Source organism: Candidatus Gillettellia adelgis (assembly GCA_020541285.1).
Classification (GTDB): domain Bacteria; phylum Pseudomonadota; class Gammaproteobacteria; order Enterobacterales; family Enterobacteriaceae; genus Gillettellia; species Gillettellia adelgis.
On sequence record CP047043.1, the window covers coordinates 87,921 to 110,798 of the forward strand.

Genomic DNA, 22,878 nt, shown 5'->3' on the forward strand with positions numbered 1-22,878 from the left:
TTAGAAGCAGTTCATGTGGAATATTGATTCCAGTGACTTCGTTCTTTGCTTACAAGAGAAAACTAAGTGAAAACCGTACATTTATGCGATCAAGGTGCTTGCAGTATATTATAAGTAGATCTATCTTAGCCTTGTTCACCAATCCTTCCATTACTTTACTGTAACTAAACGTTGGTAATTGTATATTTATTAAAGTGTAGTATGCATTACTTATGTTAATACAGTGATTAGTAACACTTGGTCAGTATTCTCGACTGATGTGTCTATTATTCAATATAGCGGATTAGCGTAGTGTCTTAATGATGGTATGAATTATCTGCTTAGATTATACTAATATAAGCGTTCAGTTAAAAATATCACTAATTTTACCAGTATTATAAAATTATACGACAAGTAAGTATTCATGTTGTGTAGCGACGGTAGATGTAGAGTAGTTAGATAAAAATTGTGTACTTTGAGTACAGTTGTAAGTGATCGCGCATGATATGAATATCGTTAAGACATTACAATGACAATAAGAGCATTATTTTTTGGCAGCGAGCCTCTATTAATATAATATTCTCGTCACTATTGATCTTTACATGTGATCATCACGCCCTTACTGTATTTTCTAGGTACTATTATTCCGTGTGATTTTAATATTGACCATGAAATTGTAGTAGTGAACGTTAAATTGTTTTTTAAGGCTTTGACTAAAATGAAATGCTGAATAACTAAGAATTCCGATAATGATTTATTAATCTACGTAAAAAATTACTCTAACCATCGAATATACTATAATGACGGAACAAAAAGCTCCATACACAACGATTGCATTGTTAAACCTGTTACTTAAGAGACTCCACAAACTAGATACTGAGCGTCGTCATGATAAAAATATAAATACGATACTTAGTGTAATTATGATTATATTAGTTATTGCGTTAGGTTCAAGTAGTTATTATAATGCATGTCAAGAATCTAGACGTTTTCTTTCTGCTAATCAGGCACTCCAAAAAAATCTAGACAGACTAAACCAGAACCAGAAACATACACACAACTTGTTAAAACATTTATCACGGAAAAAGAGTCACGTCTTTGGCGCGACAGATCGCGAAAAATTAAAGTTAAGGCGTCAAGTAAAAATTTTGAAGAACAAGATTTCTACGATTTCTAGAAGCGATAATAGAGCCTAGATATTGACACAAATAGATTTTTTAGTAAAATGGCTAATTATAAATTATAGAGCTATCAAGATATTACAACTGCAGTAAGATTACTGAATCATGCAAATAGTAGTCTAGAAGCTATGCATGATTCAAGTTTTCTGCAGTTGCAGTGCACTATTGTTGAAGATATTAATACCCTGTAAAAATTTCAATCAAGTGAATTTGATGGTATAATTTTAAAGTTAAATCAGTTATCTAATCAAGTAAATCATTTGCTTTTTTTAAAGAAAAAGTAGAAATAGTAAGAATAAAAGAGAGCCATACATCTTCGAGTTTGCTTAATAAACGGAGAGATTATTCAAGAAAAGTATTAATGATTTTATACGCGACTGTATTGTCTTTTGTCGCTCAGAGATCAATAATGTACTATGATTAGCATACCATCCAAATATCTATCTTTGCGAAATATCCATATGTATTTTTTACTTACTATGCATGCAATCTGTCGCCACAAAAATAAAAGCTACAAGCAATAAGATAAAATTATCGCTCACCTGAATAATTATGTATTTTAATACTACTAATGCAGTAACACAGGCTCTTTAAAAGACCTCAATGCATTTAGCCAATAGTCGATTTCTATCATAGGTATACCAAGTCACTTGAAATGCCAATCTTTATTAGAAAAACCTTGCAGACATAAAGCGTGCGCGATTATTGATACTCCCTGCTGATTCATAGACAGACTATGATATGTTATTATGTTTTTGTGATGTTTATGTTCACTATTAGCATATTGATTAAGGTAATATTAGTAGGTCATCAAGGTTGTATATTTATTTAAACTGAAAACTACAATCTTAAAACTAACGTTGCTGGTCTAATGGCCATTAGTGATACTGCTGTAATAATTATCATAGCAATTACATGCATACTACTCTATATCTTCTTTGAAGGAGATATGTATTATAGTGAATTGATTAGCTAAAAATTCTGTACTGTGCTCATAAAACACCGTATTCCTCTAAATTAACGACAAGTTACAAGTAGATTAATCGCTTACTACGATTATGATACTAGCTAGTCTATTTGTTGATGAAAAAATACTTTTTCCTCATTGAGAGAGTGGAACAGAGAAGTAATGGTAATATTAAAAAACATCTAGAGTGCGTCACCTGGGTTATAAATACCTATAATATCTGTGTGATCATTTTTTCTAACGCTATCTATAAGAATCATCTAATTTGTTTAAAATTTAGTCTGTATTCTGATACAGACACTAGAAAGTCATATAACTGGCATGCTGGAGGTAAAAGTTTTAATGTCTGTAATTTAATATATGTGCCTAAAGACAACTCTTGGTAAATTTTTGGTTATATAACTTTGGTTATGAAAGATATTTTATTTACGAGTAATGTAATTTTTATAACTATGATATGATATTTACTGTATGCGAATAGATAAAATTTATGTAATTGCATTACAAAGAGTATGGTAGTAGAAAATATCATTACACATAATTTTAAATTCTTTTGAGAGCATGAAATATTCCTTTGAACACTCTGTTCTATATAATTATCTATAATAATAGTAAATTACATTGAGTTTAAATAATGACTATTTAAAGTCTGAGAACAGTGACTGCATAAGATATCAAATTATAGTTTGATTGCGTAAGAACCTTCATGATGACATGATACAGATATAAAAACTACTATGTATTAGATTGATAAATATTGAAGTATGTGCCATGATTGTCATCATGGCTGAAGAATTTATCACAAGAGTAATAACGGTATAAATTATCTAAAACTACATATAAATATCTCAATAAATTAGAGTAATTATAAATATCTACTCTAGTATCTATGTTTTTAAAAATTATATAATAAAGTATTAAAAATTAACAGGTAATCCGTTGCTAGGAATAAGTAACATCTGCTGTTTAGCATTTCAAAATATATTGCAATAAATATATGAGTTTTCTAAAAAGCATTACAAGGACATGTTCAACACATTAATAAAACTAAGTGTTTCTTAAAGTGATTGCAGCATATAAAGTCGAATATATTCAGCCTATCAGAGCTACAGGTTAGCTGAATACTTTAATTCCGAGCACTATTTATAGTGCTATGAGACCAACAGGAACCATATTAAATAATATATACTCTTATATTGCATACTATCTATGCGTTAGCTTTTTTATGTTTTGCCTGAGTGATTTATCAACGTGTATACTCAAATTCTTCTACGCTATGTCCTTTTTGCCTTTTAAATGATTTTAGGTATACTAATGCACCTCGACATTTTATTCGAAAATAGATAAAAAAATAGACTACATGGAAGGTAAAAAAATAACTAATCAATTCATTCAAGATAAAACCAAACACAGTCTACGAGATCGTCAAATCGAAGGATTAAAAATGCCACCACATTCGCTAGAGGCTGAACAGTCGGTATTAGGTGGTTTGATGCTCGATAACGAACGCTGGGATAATGTATCAGAGCGCGTTATTGCTAGTGATTTCTTTAGTCGTCCGCACCGATTAATATTCACTGAAATGCAGCGCTTACTAGAACTAAGAAAACCAATTGATTTGATCACCTTATCTGACTCTTTAGAGCAGAGAGGTGAGCTAGATTTAGTGAGCGGTTTTGCCTATTTAGCTGAGCTTTCGAAAAATACCCCCAGTGCAGCTAATATTAGCGCTTATGCTGATATTGTGCGAGAGCGCGCAGTAGTACGAGAAATGATCGCAGTAGCTCATGAGATCGCTGATGCTGGTTATGATCCTCAAGGTCGTAGCAGTGCGGATCTACTGGATTTGGCCGAATCTCGTGTTTTTCAAATTGCTGAAAATCGCACTAGAAAAGACGATGGTCCAAAAGGGATTGATCGCATCCTAGAAGATACTGTGTCGCGTATTGAGCAACTATCTCAGCATCCGCACGATGGAATCACCGGTATAGACACAGGTTATCAAGACTTGAATAAAAAAACCGCTGGTTTACAAAAATCAGATTTAATTATAATTGCTGCCCGTCCATCGATGGGGAAAACAACTTTTGCGATGAACCTATGTGAACATGCATCGATGACACAGAAAAAACCAGTACTTATTTTTAGCCTCGAAATGCCTGGCAATCAGATTATGATGCGTATATTAGCATCGTTGTCACGTGTGAATCACACACGCATTCGTACCGGGTTGCTGGATGATGAAGACTGGGCACGTATCTCTAGCACTATGGGTCTTCTTTTAGAAAAGCGAAACATGTACATTGATGACTCTTCTGGATTGACACCTACAGATGTTCGTGCCCGCGCACGCCGTATTTTTCGTGAGCATGATGGGCTTAGTTTAATTATGATTGACTATCTACAACTGATGCGTGTGCCTAGTTTATCTGATAACCGTACGCTAGAGATTGCTGAAATTTCCCGTTCGCTGAAGGCATTGGCAAAAGAACTACAAGTTCCGGTAATAGCGCTCTCACAACTAAATCGTAGCCTAGAACAACGCGCCGATAAACGACCAGTGAATTCTGATCTACGTGAATCCGGTTCCATCGAGCAAGACGCTGATTTGATTATGTTCATCTATCGTGATGAGGTGTATCACGATAATAGTGATTTAAAAGGAATTGCCGAAATTATTTTGGGTAAGCAACGGAATGGTCCAATTGGTACCGTTAGATTAACTTTTAACGGCCAGTGCTCTCGCTTTGATAATTATGCAGGGTCGCATTATGAGTATGAATGATTACACCAGGATAGGACATGAAAGTAGCAACCGCAGTAATTAATCGCTGTGCTCTGCGGCATAATCTGCAGCAGGTGCGTCAAAAGGCACCTAATAGTCGTCTCATTGCTATTGTAAAGGCGAATGCTTATGGTCACGGTTTGTTAGAAACAGCACACACTCTTCAAGACGCTGATTGCTTTGGTGTAGCACGCATTAATGAAGCACTTATACTCCGTTCAGGAGGTGTTGTTAAACCAATCCTATTGCTGGAAGGTGTTTTTTCTGCTGCAGCTTTATCGATGTTGGTGGCGAATAAAATTGAAACTGTAGTCCACAATAATGAACAATTAGAAACTCTAGAACAAGCTAAATTAGCGAGCCCTGTACATGTTTGGATGAAGCTAGATACCGGTATGCATCGTCTTGGTGTACGTTTAGAGCAAGCCGAAGTCTTTTACCAACGATTATGCGCTTGTCGCAATGTAGAGCAACCAGTTAACCTTATGAGTCACCTTAGTTGTGCTGAGAAACCAGGATCTCATGATACTTTAAAGCAAATTGCCTGCTTTAAACAATTTGCCTGTGGTAAACCTGGTCAACGTTCTCTCGCTGCTTCAAGTGGTACTCTATTATGGCCCAATGAACATAACCAGTGGGTAGTGCGTCCGGGTATTATTCTATACGGTGTGTCGCCATGGGATAGTATTAATAGTCATCAGTGTCAGTTATTACCAGCAATGACACTACAATCAAATTTAATTGCTGTACGTGACCACCGCGCTGGTGAGTCAGTCGGTTATAGTGGAACCTGGGTTAGTCAAAGAGATACATGTATAGGTGTGGTAGCGATTGGTTATGGCGATGGATACCCACGCAATGCTCCTACTGGTACACCGATTTGGCTGAATGGACGCGAAGTGCCGATTGTTGGTCAAGTATCGATGGATATGCTCTCGGTGGATCTAGGGCCCAGAGCCACTGACAAGGTAGAGGACAAGGTAGTTCTATGGGGTCCAAATTTATCGGTTGAACGCATCGCTGCTTATACTAGTACGAGTGCCTATGAGTTAGTAACTAGATTAACACAACGTGTAATCATAGAATATGTTGGAGATTAATACTCTCTCAGTTACGTATGATAGTGTCATACATCGCTGTATTATTTTTTTTATTGTTCTGTTGAATGTAGTTATAGAGACAACGACCGTACTATACGGTTCGCGTCTATTAATGTTCATTCTTATGACATGTTATTTATACATGCAAGTCATTTTATCATTGATAGCATGAATATTTCTGGATCGTTTAAAGAATCGTAGTATATTACGGTGCGACGAAGGAATAAAATATTAATGCAAATGAATTATTACACTGCCGCAATCATATAGAACCTTTAATAGTTATTTAAAATGGAATATCATCGTCAAAAGTAATTGGTAATTCATGACTACTAGTTACAGATGTGCTACTTTGTATTGAACGTGCTTGCTGGCTATTTCCTGTGCGAGTAGCAGTGCTTTGTCTGCTACCTAGCATTTGCATAGTGCCGTTAATATTCACTATCACTTCAGTGGTGTATTTATCTATGCCAGATTGATCAGTCCATTTTCGTGTGTGTAAGGAACCTTCGATATAAACCTGCGACCCTTTATGCAGATATTCTCCTGCTACTTCTGCTACTTTTCCGAATAAAACGACACGATGCCATTCGGTTTTTTCTTTTTGTTCGCCAGTTGTTTTATCACGCCAACTTTCAGAGGTCGCCAAGGTAATATTAACTACTGCTGTTCCATTAGGTATATAACGAATCTCCGGGTCTTGGCCAAGATTCCCGACTAGAATTACTTTATTGATGCCTCTAGTGGCCATACACACTCTCCTTATGAGTAATTATTATTCAGTACAAATGCATTCGTCTAATACTTATAGTGTAAAACTACATTGATGTTATGCAATTTTTTGCATGCCAAGTATTATATAACTAATACACTAATAAATATAATGATTTAAGGTGTTTATTTTTACAAGTAACCTTACAATATTAATATAAAAGTTATATTTGTTGTTGAGTAGAAGATAGAATCTAAATTCTTAGATCTTATATCTTTGTCGTTAGAGAAAATATGCTTATATTCAAGCTATTTTAATTACTTTACATAATTTATATTTCATGATAATTTTCAGATTTTTCTCTTTTATTAAGGTCTGCCTTAAGTTGGCATAGTAATAATAAATCAACGGATAAACAAAAGTTTTAGATTGAACATAGTGGCTTGCATAATTCTGTTTTTATAATAAAAACCACAGCATTTGTTATCTGTCTGATGGATAATGGTAGTCAACTATATAACTATTATAGACTCTGATTAACCAAGCATGGCGTTTCTCACGATTATGTAAAGATGCATTTATGCCGGTGTTGTTATGCATATTGTAGCTATAAATTATGTATATAGCGCGCACATTATCTGTGGACGCATAGTATACGTTCTTGGCAGTTGGCTAAACATAAAATCAGGTAACGGACAAACTATCTTATTTTATGTTAGAATTGGTATGCTCAATGTATAAGCATATCTAGTATATTTAGTTGCCTAATTAGGCTACGTTCTTCACGATAAAACGTTGGTCCTACTTATTTACTCTGACTAGCCTGATGTCATCTACAACATAAGTAGTATAGCCAATTGTTATTATAATATACTTAATACTACAATATTTATGTATAAAAAATTGAGAATACTTACTTAAATATAAAACATGCATATTATCCTTGATATAGAAAATATACTAAGATGTAACATCTGTACAAAGTGCAGCGATAGCAGTGTGTATGAATGGTGCTAACCTGCCGAGTTAAAACGCTAATCTCGTAGAAAAGTTATGAAAAGTGATAAATAAATTTTTTAATATTCCTATTGATTTTGCCTAGTATATATTAGAAATCATGCAAGATTTCTTGTATAGTGTATTGCTATGCGTAAAGGAAAATTTTAATCGCGCAAGAATAACAATGTTTTAATTTTAAAAGGACAGTTTTGAGTTCATTAAGCATATATTAGTGATGCTGTAAGCCATGCTATCTTAGCTATCGATTAATATAATTAATAATTTTAGCTTAATTTAGCTCTTGCATCTTTAATGATTACAGGAATATATTATAATGTTCGTTTGAATTGCATATTAGCATAATATTTTGTAAATGATAGTGATATCATCGGTTTTAAGTGGATTGAAAAACTTCACAACATTAACCATATATATTATGTAACAAGTTGATTATAATGACTGTCTATCTAATTCTGCAAGTTTTGTGGACTTTTAATACGAAAAGTTATTAAGTAGTAATACCTTTGCAATGCGCTGTTATCTATTTATGCATAATAGTTTTTAATATTTTAAAAACTCGATGTTGATTATATGGCAAGTTTATCAAAAACAATCTCTTAAAAATAATTAATCTTTCTTTACTTAATATTCATTATTGCGACTATTTTGTCATTTATGGATCTTATCTCTGTTATACACCTGTGTAGTAAATTACATGATTTGAAAATTGTCTGCTAATAGCAGGAGTCTATTGTTTTACTGCTGGACAATATACTCAATCCATCCAAAGTATATATCTAATATGTTTATTAGCTAGAACAGTAAAAACTGCAAAAGTCAATAGTCTTAAAGCGCTAGAAATTTTTCTACTTAAAGTTTTTGGTTTTGCATGTATAGACGATAAGTATACGCGTTTATCCATTCAAGTCGGAGTAACAAAAGAAACGCAAAATTTACACAGTATATGATCGTTTTAAATTACGTTAAAGCTTCACGTATCGCCTAGCTAAATTATTTAAAACCACGTTGATATTGTTCCGAGATACAAGAGTATGATTAATATAAAGCATAAAAATATCGAAGAGCTGTTGTTTTTGTGAATTGTGTTGTTGAAATGTTCGTTTATGACCATCTAAACTAGAGTGTTTTGTATATTGAACTCACAATCCATCGTGCACTTTACTGACTTGTGATAGCACTAGGAGTGTAAAATCTCTTTTACTCTGGATTATATGTCGCAGAGGTTTCAGTGACTATTAACCAGTCGTGAGATTCATATTAAAGATGACAGAAATTTCTATCACTTTTAGATATTACGAATCTTAGCAGAATATGACTACCCGTAATACTACAACGTTATGTAACATTCTAAGTGCCAATGTATCGCATAATACTACAATCTTGAACACAGATGCAATCGCATGAAAAGATAGTAATAATCACGATGATATGGTGTTGTATAGCCATCTTCGCAAAGGGGAATACTGCACACTAACATAGACCGCTATTACAAGAAGACTATAGCTTGTGCGCTGCGTAAAAGTTCATGCGAAATTTATCAGTAAATATTCTGATATCTCCTATTATAGTAGCTTCCAGAAAAAAGAAAATAGCCAATGCAGAAAATGCGCATAAGTTGCTAACAAAAATCAGACATTTTTACAAATCTAAATCAATGTTTTGATAATTATTAATTGCTATAACTCTTAGTCAATCGCCTATTTTGCAGTACGGTATAGTAAATCTAATTGGTTCACTAGATTAGTGTATAAAATAACTAGTAAATGAGTGATGGATCAACTTTTATTAGCGTGATGTCGTTTTTGACAAACATCTTAATCGATCAACGTACATTAGGAATATACTAATCGTAGTATAGGGTCATGAAGGTACTATTAATAATATCCACTATACTTGATTAACCCCCACTACTGGTATGCGCAGTAGTGGGGGTTGTCTCTAAAGAGACCGAAGAGAACATTATGGGGTAACTAAAATTGTTGACTAGAGAGTTGTCATCTGCAAACGTAAAATGACATGCTTAATAGTGTGTACCGTCATTGAACTGCGGTGTGGAATCGAAGTGGTGCGGGCGGTGATAACTTAAAAAGTTAAGGGACTATTTAAGTCAGTTGATTTACCTGTATAACCGGAGTTCTCGTGATAATAAATTAACATATATTACTTACATCCTTTCTTTTCTCATCTACAGATCGTGTAATCATATTATGATAGTTAAGTGAGTGTATTTCGAAGAAAATACCGTGCTAGAAAATTTTTGTAAAATCATTGACCTTAGTCAAGGTCGATTGACTGTATTCTATGATATGACTCAGGAGTGTGAGATTTTATAGAATCTTGTACATTGTTTAAGCGTGTAACCCGGGCAAACACTATATATTTAGTGTACATTTGGTAATCTGTATATGGCGATATACAGCAACGACGAATCATATTTTTCTAGTTATAGAATCCAAGGAAAATATGATCATGGTTATTCATAGAACTTAGATGTAATACAAATCAAACTAGATAATTCATGGAAAGCAAGCTGCTAGCAATAGTTATGGTGAAAGTTTAGTATAGAATACATTGAATATTATAGCTAACTTTATAATTTTGTATATTTAAAGTTTGTGCAATTTCATTAAAAATAACAATCTATTTTCATCTGAGAAAAGTGTTACAATGAACCATATTACATTATAATTATTAACTTTGTCAGTCGTTGTGGTAGAGTTAACCGAAAAGGGTTACGATCCTAAATTATTGGCTTTGAGAGACTCAATATACGGTAAACGTATTTTTACCTAGTGAAAAGTATTATAGATTAAAAAGATCTATACATCCTTCATGACTGTGCGAAAAGTAACACGGCGCATTCATTTTTTCAGTTATCCATTGGCACTGAAATTGCTGTGTTACAATATAATTTTGACATTTATCAAAGAATCGATAGATTTTTTATAGTAGTAAGTTTAATGTTTTTGTAATATTCATACGTTTTAAGGATTCGTAGTGCATATAATATTTTTATTTGAATTATTATAATTTTGATGACGTGTCATTTAAAAATTTGATTATTACATTATATATATCAAGTTAACGATTTGAGATAATTTATACGTAGACCTTCTAAAATCGTTCATTAATTTCGTGAGAAATCTATTAGTTTTTATGCTGCCAAATTTAGTGTTATTGCGATACTTACTAATTTATACTTTTATAAATAATAATTAAATATTCTATGATTTTTATTAGTTAGTTTTTATTACATAACTTTATATATGTATTAATTTTTATGTATAAAACACAATACATATTATATTGTAGATTTTACTATCCGCGAATGATCTAACCACATAACAGTTATTCTATTAACAGAATTTTACAGGATTTGTCAGGTTACGTCTTTATATGAGGTTATTGTATGTTAGAACGTTCATGGGTATATAATAAGAAGTTAAAACTTAAAATATGCGAGTCATCAGCAACTAAAGTATAGCGTAGACCATAGTGCTTATCAAGCATGTAATAAGTAGTTGATTGCTAATCATGTAGAACACATAAAGTAAATCGATTAATATTAGAGTGCCGAATACATTATGTAATATATCTGATTGTTTTCCACATAATAATTTCATATGTAAAAATTATTAATTAGTATTGATAGATATAATAGGTAAAATAATAAATTTTCCTAAAAACATAGGAAATATCCTATAAGGTGTCAAATTACACTTGTCTTTTTTGCCTGTTTTGCTCAATACTTAAAATAAGCTGCATAATAAGCAAAAGTTTAAGCAGCACTATTCTTAATAGTAGCAATTAAAAACAGTTATATTTCACATGTTATCGGTGCGAGTAATGTTAATTTTTTAACTATCGTAGTAGTCAATATATAATGTAATCGATAGTAAAACATTGTCTATTTTTGTAATCAGAGCTGATAATTTGACAATTATAGTAATGTCTTCTACTCAATAAAAGCAGTGGTAAATATACTCTTTGCAAATCTTTAAGCGATTAAATAAATATTTATTGCGCTTGATATTTTCTGATATATTAAATATAAATCTGATGTAAGAATATATAAAGCAATCACAAAGCTAATAATCAAGAATTATTTTTGCTTTTATTAGGTTTTCGGTTAGTAAGATACTGCAGTTTATTTATACAACTGAAATTTTTTTATAAAGTTATTACAAAGAACATGTGGTATATTATAAATAGATTTAAAATGCTTTGTAACATTTACCGAGTAAACTATGTGGTTTATTGAGCAATTTTATTTATAGAGTGTAGTAACGAATAGTTCGGAATTCTAGCGATTGATTTTATTTAAGTTTTTTTAAAATCATATTATTATGAATATAGTTTAGTTATAAAAGTCAAGACAATTCAATCGGGGTAACCCGATGCATTTGAATTACTGTAATACTATTAATAACTACTCAATCTTATAATAAATCTTGTCTATGATATAATGAATGTATACACTAAATGTTTTGAATTTATTAAGTGTATGACTTGTAAAGATCATAGCTATGATACATGCTATAAAATAAAACACAGGGATGTTTTTTTGATCTACACTGGATTACTAGTTTATGTTGTGTGATGTGTTTATTGAAAACTCTGACGTTATTAAAATATTCGCTACTAGATAGATAAATATAGCTTTTGTTATCATTAGACATATACGAGTTAGAGTAGAAAAATCTGCAAGGTTTTCTTAAACGATTTTTAGGAATGACTGCGGTGCAATCACAGTAATACACCAGCATAGCTCAATAAAATTCAGTGTAATATTTACAATAGTAGTCATGTTGCTATCCAGTTGATATTGACGTAATTCTAAATAAGAAAAGCGTTATACTTGAAGAAGTCATAAAGGCTGCGTCCACTAGGTTTAAACCTCAATAACTATCAAAATTTATTTGCGAGGGTTATGTATGATTTGTCCGGTTATTAATCTAGCTCAACAATTAATTAAGCGTCCTTCACTTAGTCCATATGATGAAGGTTGTCAACAACTAATAATTAGGCGTTTACAGTCGATTGGTTTTTCTATAGAAAACTTAAATTTTGGTAATACTCAAAATTTTTGGGCATGGCGTGGTAAAGGTAAAACGCTAGTGTTGTCCGGTCATACTGATGTTGTGCCAGCGGGCGATGAAAAACGTTGGCATAATCCACCGTTTTCACCAATTATTCGAAATGGTATCTTGTACGGTCGTGGTGCCGCGGACATGAAAGGATCTTTAGCGGCAATGGTGGTAGCAGCAGAGAGATTTGTTGCTGCTAGACCGACTCATTCGGGTCGCTTGGCATTTCTCATTACTTCAGATGAAGAATCGCATGCCACCCATGGTACAGTCAAAGTGGTAGAGGTGCTCATGGCGCGAAATGAACGAGTAGAGTATTGCTTAATTGGTGAGCCTTCTAGCACTTATCGCATTGGCGATGTAGTAAAAAATGGTCGTCGTGGCTCGCTTAATGCTAATATGCATATTTATGGTGTACAGGGCCATATTGCCTATCCACATCTGGCTGATAATCCAATACATCACGCTATACCAGCACTTAATGAATTAATGTCAATCAAATGGGATGATGGTAATACATGCTGTTCGCCAACTAATATGCAAATTTCTAATATACAAGCAGGTACGGGTGCTAATAATATGATTCCTAGTAAGTTGTCGGTGCAATTTAATTTCCGTTTTGGCCTGGCGCTCACTGATGCGTTAATTAAAAAACGTGTTGAAGCATTATTCGCACGCTATCGGTTAAACTATAGCATTAAATGGTATTTATCTGGAAAACCTTTTCTGACAACGCATGGTGCGTTAGTAGATGCTGTAGTTAATGCTGTGCAGCACTATTCCGAATTAACACCGCAGTTGTTAAGTACAGGTGGTACTTCTGACGGTCGATTTATCGCTCAGATGGGGGCGCAGGTAGTTGAGTTAGGCCCCATGAATGCTACTATTCATAAGGTTAATGAATGTGTTAATGCAGCAGATCTTCAACTATTAAGCCGTATGTATCAGCGCATTATAGAGCAACTTCTTTCATAATGATTATGAAGACGCTTAGTAGTTACATCTGCTGAAATCTACATGACTATTTACCAATAAGTACCGATTCACACTTCGTTTAGTAATCGTATTTCCTGCATATCGGTATCTAAGATAAGCACTGTAATTCGATATGAAAATTATCAGGATTTTTACGTTTTCTTGTGTCACATTCCCCTGTGCAACAAAATATGTTGTTATAAAAACGCAGTCCTGCATAGGATAACTAATGAATCTATAAGTTATTGTTCCTTATTTCTATAATCCTTTCGGCTATCCCGGTGTAGTTATTATAACCAAACGCCGCCGTATTTACTGGCAAAACATTAAATATCTATAATGTATTAATTTGAGAGGTTCAATAACGCTGAGTACTTTTTATATCAATAAAAAGTAATTTATTTATACATCACTGGTTTATTACGCAGATACCTTCCAAAAGAGCAAGAATCTTTGTAATAAGTTGTCTGTTTTAATTGGTTAATTAGATAAAGACTCTCGAGGATCTATAACGTCGTGAATTTTTAAAATTCATATTATGTAGAGTATATCTTATGCGGTTTGATAACCTTATCCATACTAAGTATAAAACGTGTTGGTTTGTTATAGTTAGCACCGATTTTAATTCAGGCGTTATGTACTAATAATAGGCGGCAGGGCAACTAAATTAATCACGATCTAGGCGATCCTGGCATTTCTTTATTTAGGCGAAAGTAATGTTGTTCACTGTTGCTAGGTGAGTTACATGACTATAAAATAACAGTCGAGAAGCTTGTAAGTGTAATGTGTTGTTTACTGCTTATATATGATGTTTAAATTTTTATGTTATAAGTAATATTTCGGGTTTTCTAAGCTCGTTAGCTAATTAAGATTGTATATTTATTTTATACAGATGGATGGTGATTAACGTACTATTACTCTACCTACTGAAGTCATTAAGAATATTCAGCCTTATTTTATAGAGGACACTGAAAATTCGTGCAGTATTTAGCGCATCAATTCAAGCCACTATATTGATGATATTTAGTACAATTCACATTTAATGCTTAAACAGCTGTGCAATAGGGTATTATACGCTATAATTATAAATATAAGAAAACTTTTAAATGCTTTATATATTAATAGTAAAAAGATCTTTTGAAGATTAGAGTGTATTTTAAAGGCGTGATATCGTCTTTTATGGATAAAATTGCATCTTATACAAAGATGAATAGTTATCTCTCATATAAAGATGCATAGTAATATCGAGCAACCTATCGATTAAAATGGATATTTTGATCTACCGACTCACTGTTAAACGGCCAATTTTTATATATTTAGCTGTTGTGTCATGCATATAATACTACATTAAGAGTATGATGGCTGTTCCGAGTTTAAATTCAACAGACTAATGTTGCTATTAGCGGTGAATTAACGAATACCACGTGATTTATTTTTTAGATTACTATACAGTAGTTAAGATGATTGCGCGGACGTTCATTACATCGAAAGCATGCATACTGCACTTGTAGTATAGAATCTTCGCGAATTTAGTAAAAACTACAGACAGTAACTATTGTCGTTGAAAAATTAATGCTCGTACGAAGAGGTAGAGATAGCTGTGTTAGCATAGCAGTTATAAAGTATAATATTTGAAAAACTTAAATAAGTTGTTTCCAGCTATCTAACTCCATGTTTTCAGATCTCTGACTGTATATACCTTAAATTTTTAGAGGAAATTTCGATACACTAAGTATTTCTGGTGATTTAATCGTTCAGATATTATATTATTATCCGTTACACGAAAGTATTAACTTTATTTCTAAAAATCGGATAAAATCTGGCATAGTAGTTTGATTATTACTGTAATTTAATACTATTTATTTTTCTTAAAAGCATTCAGTACACTAGTGCTGATAGACTGTTCAGTAATTGCTCGCTCTTTGGTATGTAGGTCTCTGAAAATGCAAGAAATATTATGAGGATTACTTTTTATTACGTACAGATAAGCAGTATACACAATCCATGGTTTTTATGATGCTTTACATGCGTTAAATTTTAATGATTTTTGTTGCGATTCTGAAAATAGGTAGGATTTTACAATCTTGTTCTTTAATTGCTAAAAGTGTAATGTGGTAGTTCAAGTTGACTGTAAACGCCGATTCTAGCACCATAATTGTGCGACGCAGGGTTAATTTATCGCATGCTAAGCATCATGAGATTACGTGATTCTGTAAGGGCTTTCTGGGTACTAAACATAATGTTTTGCACTTTATTAATATTGTACCAGTGTAGTTTTGCTTAAAGATGATAAATAACAATATTCTGCGTGATTCTAAGAATCTTAAATTTAGCAATCATTATTAATATCCTGTGCGCATTATACATGATAACAAAGATGTGTTTCAACCTATTTAGTGATGCTAAATAGGTGCTTTTATAATCGCTATAATATGCCAATCTTGAGAGATATACGGCGTTATAGTAGTAAATTAATTGAGTGACTACAATATGTTATACCTAGTATGATGAGTAATCATTTAATCATTCCGTAGCGTGTAGTATTTATAAGTGAAGTAATTGATACTCATGTATATCATGTTGTACAAAGTGTAATGTGATAGTTGTGCTCTAGTTTGACAATCTCTATGCGAAAAAATTAAGATGTAGATAACTATCTTATAGTGTGATTAGAGTTTTGGATGTATTATACTATTGCATCTGTGATGACGCTATTTATAGATTCTATAAAAGAGAAAGGATTTATTATTTCAGATAAATAGACATATCTAGGATCGTACCTTACTCACATTATATTCATCAATAAATTATGAAGACATGCATATCAGTTATTTTGTTGTATTACGTTATAAGTATGTCTTTTCTTTTATATTGGGCAAGGAAGATATGCTTAGATTTTTGTTGTCCTTGTAATATATAATACTTATGACCATCACCAAGCAAAATATTGGCTTAGTGATAAAATCTGATAATTAAAGGATAAATATGTTCTTTGTGTTGAGTCTAGTGAGCGATTTACCGTAATGAATATAGATAAATCATGAGATCTTATTTTATCTTTGTCTTATCTTTTAGTATCTATACTTACTAGTAATTTTTAAAAATATAGTGAGTATAACAAATAAAATGCTGGATATTAATCCAATATAGTTGATTAAATAGTATGTAATATAGAAAGTCAAATATTTATCTATTCCTGTAAATTACAGGAGGTTCATGCAATCTATAAACAGGATTTACGATGGACGATGATTGCCTGTTTTGTTCATGCAGAAGTTAATAATTATGAGTACTTAGATTCTGATTGATACATACGAAATGCTAGTAATTAACACTTTAAACATCTAGTTCTTGGATGTTGCTTGCATTTAAATAAATAAGTTTTTGATTTATTTAATGGGGATATTACTGTTTTGGTACAGTAGTGTTCATAATGTCAGATTAAATTGTGATTATAATAGGTTTTATGGATCGAAAGAGTTTCGATATTAGCATTCTAGGATGCTATCGCATAAAATAAGAAATAATAACTATTATTAATGCAGCATAATAATGCTGCTAAACATTATGATTTTTTTATGATACACAAGCAAGGAAGAGGCAATGAAGGTACTTATTAAAATAGCAGTATGATAGAAGAGTTTTTTGCGCGTTTAACGAGCGATAGGCACTGACGACGTGAGTACTTTATTATAGTAATCAGTAGGTATTACTGATTATATCATGAGGCATGGGAATATCATATTCGATAATATAAGCTAATCTTGATCTTAACGATGCTGTAATCACTGCTCTATTAAGAAGTTGAATAGAATAATTATGGTTAGTATCACGAATACAGCTAAAAGTAACGCGTGAGTCACTTGCATAAAATAGTAAACGTACAGATAACTTGAAGTGTACACAATCTATTAACGTAATACAACAGTTACATTAACCAGGAATAATTTATTAGGTAAATAATCCCGGCTGACAATATCCCCGCAAAGATATCATCAATCATAATACCTATTCCGCCACGTACGTTGTGATCAAGCCAACGAATCGGTATAGGTTTCCAGATGTCCAAGACTCTAAAAATTATTAAACCAACGATCACCCATTGCAAATTATTAACTGGTAATGCTGTTAGCGTAATCCACATACCAACAAATTCATCCCATACAATACTGCTATGATCATGTACTTGTATATCCCTTGTGGTCTGATAGCAAACATAAATACCAATGCAAATACTGCATGTTATTAGTAGTGAATAGAGTGGCCATGATAATTGAATCAATAGCAACCAGCATGGGATTGCTGCTAATGACCCCATAGTGCCAGGCATTACAGGAAATAAACCAATACCAAATCCCGTAGCTAGTAGGTGCCACGGATTACATATGCGAATGCGGCGTTTAGCAGAATCTTTAAGAGCTTCTCTAAGAGATGCTAAAATGGTCAAAATCTTTCCATATTAGTTTCACGATTTTATCATGGTAATAGAATTTTATTCCTTCTGAGAGCGCAATGATCTGACCGATGCACGTATAATTAGTATTAAAATTTTGTAATGCTGCCGTCATTGCATGACACTGAATGTCTGGTATAGTAAAACATAATTCGTAATCTTCGCCGCCCGTTAACCCCCAATACAACGCTTGTTTAGCATCGGTGTTGCGATGCAGTGTTTTAGATAACGGTAACTTATCTAGATTAAGCTGCGCTCCTTGTCTGCTAGTTTTTAAAATATGTTTGAGATCTACAATCAAACCATCGGAAATATCGATGGCTGAACTGGCTAGATCACGTAGAGCTTTACCTTGTAATATACGTGGCTTTGGACGCAGGTGACGATCAATGAGGTAATTTCGGTCTTGCATATCTTGAACTTTTAGATGACCCTGAAGAATTGCTAAACCAGCAGCACTATCACCCAGTGTACCAGTAACATAGATTTTATCGCCGATTCGCGCTCCACCGCGAGTCAAAGCTTTTCCAGGTGGAATTAATCCGTGAATAGTTAGTGTTATGCTTAGCGGACCACGTGTGATATCGCCACCAATCAATTGCATGTTATAATAATGAATTTCTTTGAATAGGCTATCACTAAACGCTTGAAGCCAATCTGTATTTACTGTAGGTAAAGTTAGTGCCAGTGAGAGCCAAGATGGATTGGCACCCATTGCTGCTAAATCACTTAAGTTAACTGATATGGCTTTATAGCCAAGGTCGGTTGGATCAATATCTGGTAAAAAATGAATACCAGAAACAAGGGTATCTGTGCTTATAGCTAAAATCTGATTATCTTTTACTGTGAGAAGTGCACAGTCATCTCCAATGCCCAACTTTACATCCTGGCGTAAATGTTTAAGTCGGTTAAAATAGCGTGAAATAAGGTCAAATTCGCTATATGTCATAATCATAATTCCAATGATAATAATGTAAAATTAAGGATATTGCTTTAATATTTCATTGTTCCTTGCGAAGGATGAGTGCCGCTTTATCTAATACACCATTTACAAATTTATGGCTATCTGAAGCGCCGAAGATTTTTGTTAATTCAATGGCTTCGTTGATAACTACTTTATAAGGAATATCCTTGCGCATTTTCAGCTCAAAAAGTGCAATATGTAAGACTGCACGCTCTATCTGCCCTAGTTCATCAAGTCTCCGTGATAAAATGGGAGTCATTAGTGTATCCAGCATATTTATGTTCATTGCTACACCAAAAAACAACGCGCGAAAATAAGGAATATCAACACCGTTGATATCCTGCTCTGTAAGGAAGTGAGATACAATATCAGCAATGTTATTTTTAGATAACTGCCAAGAATACAGAGCCTGAACAGTCCATTCACGAGCACGACGACGAGTAATAGGTTTCACACAATTTCCCTTACTACATTAAGGTTTTAACCTTGAAGTATATTAATCATTTTAAGTACAATGATCGCTGTCTCAGTGCTTTATTGCCTGCTTTATGCTAGCAAGTTCAATAGCCTGTTCAATGGTTCTTGTAGTTAGCACGCCCAAAGCAACTAGATATCAGTTGTGGTAGCAATACTACTAATGCCAGAACTAATTGCATTTTTCTACATACTTGCAATGCGCACTGTTTCCAAAAATCAGGATACTTAGTTCGATAATTTCTTCATCTTTTCGGTATTAGCTAGTACGCGAGTCGCTCAGGTAGATCGCAACGCCTAGCACTTAAACTATGGTAATATTATTGTTAGCAACTTTACGCATACACTTAAGTATATCAATGGCATCTTAAATCAACTGCTATTGATGAAGTTATTAAAACATGCAATTGCAATAGCTACGTGCATATTTAGAATCGTACTCACATCCTCAATAACTTTCATAGTGATTCCCCTTGAAATAGGTTTCATGCTCTCAATAACTGATATTCTATGGCTGTCTTATTGTGAATGGAAACCAAAATTCATCGAAATAAATGCGTAGAGAAACGATTTTAACAGCTACAACAAGTGGTGTGGATGAGTCTAATTAATTCTCATATAGTAACTAAAATAAATACATATTTAATATCATTACCAATTAAAGCCTGTCGGGCATCAATGAGAACTATAAGTGAGGAGCTTGTTAGGTGTGATCGTTATTGTCCTGAAAACGTTAACTCAATATGCGTAGCCTTATTAAGGCATGAGTCGTGATCAAACAAATTTCTTGCATAATATAGATATAGTAAAATACTAGATGGAATATTTAAGTATCTTATAGGAAGAATGAAAAGAATAATACTTTATTTATCTTTATATCTTTAATATTTATTAAATATATCTTTTTATAGTAAATCAGTTGTGTTATTAGTAATTTTAACCTTAAAATTTAATATTTTAAATAAATCCTATGTTGTAAAACTGAACTGCAGTGTATTAATAAGCATAAGGGTATTAGATTACGTTTTTCGTGATTTCTATGATACTTTGACTATAGATAAAAGTATGTTACTTGTTCTCAAAAGGTTATATAAAACTTGGGTACTGTGTAAATATAGCTATAAATCAAAATGTTTTGTATTCTGTGAAAGTATTATTCATTTACACAATACTTTAATGTTTTCATGAGTGTATCATGTAAATTTAAATGTTTTTCATAAAAATTGATAATATCATACGTGTGCATAATAGCAAGATATCCATCTACAGTGTGGTTTTTGAAAACATGTTGGCTGACTATCACAGTATCATTAATATGCCATAAAATGTTTATATTATCAATGTGTATAGATTACATAATGATTTTTCTAATTATTGCTTAAGAAAATAGTATGTAACATGTTGTATCAATAATGTAATGCCTAAAATTTAGACTTTAGTGTGCTAGAATATCATTTTTATGTAATATTTAAAGTATTCATATCGATGCACATACCGCCAGGTGTAGTTAAATGTCGGACAGCAAGTACTGGTAGCAGAAGAATAATCTTCTATCTCCACGTATTTTACGTTTATAAACTATAAAGAATGAACAAATCTCAAATAGAGATGGTAGTTCATCATGCCATGATAGATACGTGATATTCTTATCTCTTGCTTCACCATTAGTCCTGGTAATGGAGTGATAATCTAGAGAACGGTACTAATTACCATAGTATTCCAGTAGTGGAATACATGGTCTTAATTACAGTTAAAATTATTAGTATTCTAATTTAGTATGCCTTTAAACCGTACGTTTTAGTATTTTATAAGAATATACCTATGGTAATAAAACATGTGATCGCACTTATAAAACAAGTAATATCATTTGATTAGTTAATAAAATTTTACTATATTATTTTTAATAGAACGTTTTCTTTAACGAATATTTTAAATCGTTCAAAATTTAGTCTATTGTTTTAATCATTAAACTTAATGTAAAGGTCCTTGTCAATGTATAAGGGTGAATTTTTTATGAGCAAACGACATTACTAACTTACATGTTTTTCATTATAACTCTGATAATTATTCTGATGAAGCGTTTGTTTAGAGCGTCTTGTATAAGGAACACATATTAAGCCAGTTGTATTAGTCTGCGATCCTTTCAATTAAAGTAGGTATAAGAGATGGATTATTGATATTTATATCTAGTGCATAGACATAGACACTGCGTTGTTTTTTAGGCTATGTAGTATGAGTTAGACGATCATAGTAATGACGCTATACACAATGCATGTGAGACACTATGCAGTGGATAGACATTAATATAGATTGTTAGTTAAAACAGTGTGTTAGAAATTTATATATCCAGATTTTTTGGTTATCTAAGTCTGGATAGCTTATTTATAAGGTACTAAATACTGTATATATGGCATCGTTACTTAAGATATATCTATCACTGACGAGCAACCACTATAACTATCTAGAATTTGCTTTACTCGTTAAGTGCTGTAGTATTTAATCTTTTTATTGAACGTTTAAGTCTAGCTGATGAGTTGAAGAGTTAATACACTATGATAGTATACGGGTTGACGTAGAATTCTCATATACTAATCGTTTTCAAGAGAGATATCAATAAGCTATATAGCATTCCCTCCGCGCTTAACTGTATTAATATTAACGCTTATTTATATAAAGTCAAGTAGCTCCAGGAAACAGTTAAGCTTTGAGGCAAATAGCGTTAGAGCACTTCTGCCAATATTGCTCACTGAGATAAAAACTTATGCATAATGTGTATTTTGTAAATTATATAGATTTTACGACTAAAGTAAGGAATTTAGATTATCTGTCACTGCACGTTCTTATATTTTTAGTAGTCAAACCGAACAATCAGTATAAATAAAATTTATTATATATAGAGGATATTTGAAAATGGCATAAGGCGTTCGTGATGTCACGCATGATACTTTAGCGTATAAAATATCTCATAAATCTATGTGAAAAAACGTATAGATCTGTTTCACTGACTGTTGTGTATTTTATTTAAGAGGTTAAGTAACTTAAAACCTTCACGTAATTAAGTAAAAAAGCCAAACAAACTACTGTATTAAGTAAAGAATTAATAATATTAATGATTTATATGTACTTATATTCTCTGAAGTTAGAATGCTGCACTGAACATGGTACTAGAATACATTCTTCA

Annotated in this window: 8 protein-coding genes; 4 read left to right on the forward strand and 4 right to left on the reverse strand. The window is 32.5% G+C overall.

Annotated features, from left to right (window positions below):
- Nucleotides 1-779: 779 nt before the first annotated feature.
- The 3 genes from GIY03_RS00155 (at nucleotide 780) to alr (ending at nucleotide 6,012) form a co-directional block, all read left to right on the forward strand.
- The gene (locus GIY03_RS00155) at nucleotides 780-1,175 is read left to right on the forward strand and encodes a hypothetical protein (RefSeq protein WP_457913716.1); all 396 of its coding nucleotides are present in this window, start codon (nucleotides 780-782) and stop codon (nucleotides 1,173-1,175) included.
- A gap of 2,312 nt (nucleotides 1,176-3,487) precedes the next feature.
- Nucleotides 3,488-4,912, forward strand: coding sequence for a replicative DNA helicase (gene dnaB, locus GIY03_RS00160; protein ID WP_457913717.1), 1,425 nt, complete (start codon nucleotides 3,488-3,490; stop codon nucleotides 4,910-4,912).
- A 17-nt stretch (nucleotides 4,913-4,929) separates the two neighbouring features.
- Nucleotides 4,930-6,012: an alanine racemase gene (gene alr, locus GIY03_RS00165; protein WP_457913718.1), complete on the forward strand. Its 1,083-nt coding sequence runs from the start codon at nucleotides 4,930-4,932 to the stop codon at nucleotides 6,010-6,012.
- A 286-nt stretch (nucleotides 6,013-6,298) separates the two neighbouring features.
- Here the strand turns inward: alr and GIY03_RS00170 are convergent, their stop codons facing one another.
- On the reverse strand, nucleotides 6,299-6,763 hold the full coding sequence (locus GIY03_RS00170) for a single-stranded DNA-binding protein (RefSeq protein ID WP_457913719.1): 465 nt from the start codon (nucleotides 6,761-6,763) through the stop codon (nucleotides 6,299-6,301).
- 5,915 nt (nucleotides 6,764-12,678) lie between these two features.
- On the opposite strand from GIY03_RS00170, the gene dapE reads away from it, so the two are divergent.
- A complete protein-coding gene (gene dapE / locus GIY03_RS00175; protein ID WP_457913720.1) occupies nucleotides 12,679-13,806 on the forward strand; it encodes a succinyl-diaminopimelate desuccinylase in 1,128 nt (375 codons plus the stop codon).
- A 3,928-nt stretch (nucleotides 13,807-17,734) separates the two neighbouring features.
- On the opposite strand, the gene pgpA is transcribed toward dapE, so the two are convergent.
- The 3 genes from pgpA to nusB are packed head-to-tail and all read right to left on the reverse strand — an operon-like array spanning nucleotide 17,735 to nucleotide 19,677.
- Nucleotides 17,735-18,247, reverse strand: coding sequence for a phosphatidylglycerophosphatase A (gene pgpA / locus GIY03_RS00180; RefSeq protein ID WP_457913995.1), 513 nt, complete (start codon nucleotides 18,245-18,247; stop codon nucleotides 17,735-17,737).
- A complete protein-coding gene (gene thiL, locus GIY03_RS00185) occupies nucleotides 18,231-19,208 on the reverse strand; it encodes a thiamine-phosphate kinase (RefSeq protein WP_457913721.1) in 978 nt (325 codons plus the stop codon). The genes pgpA and thiL overlap by 17 nt, the downstream gene beginning before the upstream one ends.
- A 52-nt stretch (nucleotides 19,209-19,260) precedes the next feature.
- Complete coding sequence (gene nusB, locus GIY03_RS00190) at nucleotides 19,261-19,677, reverse strand: transcription antitermination factor NusB (protein WP_457913722.1); 417 nt, start codon at nucleotides 19,675-19,677, stop codon at nucleotides 19,261-19,263.
- Nucleotides 19,678-22,878 lie beyond the last annotated feature (3,201 nt).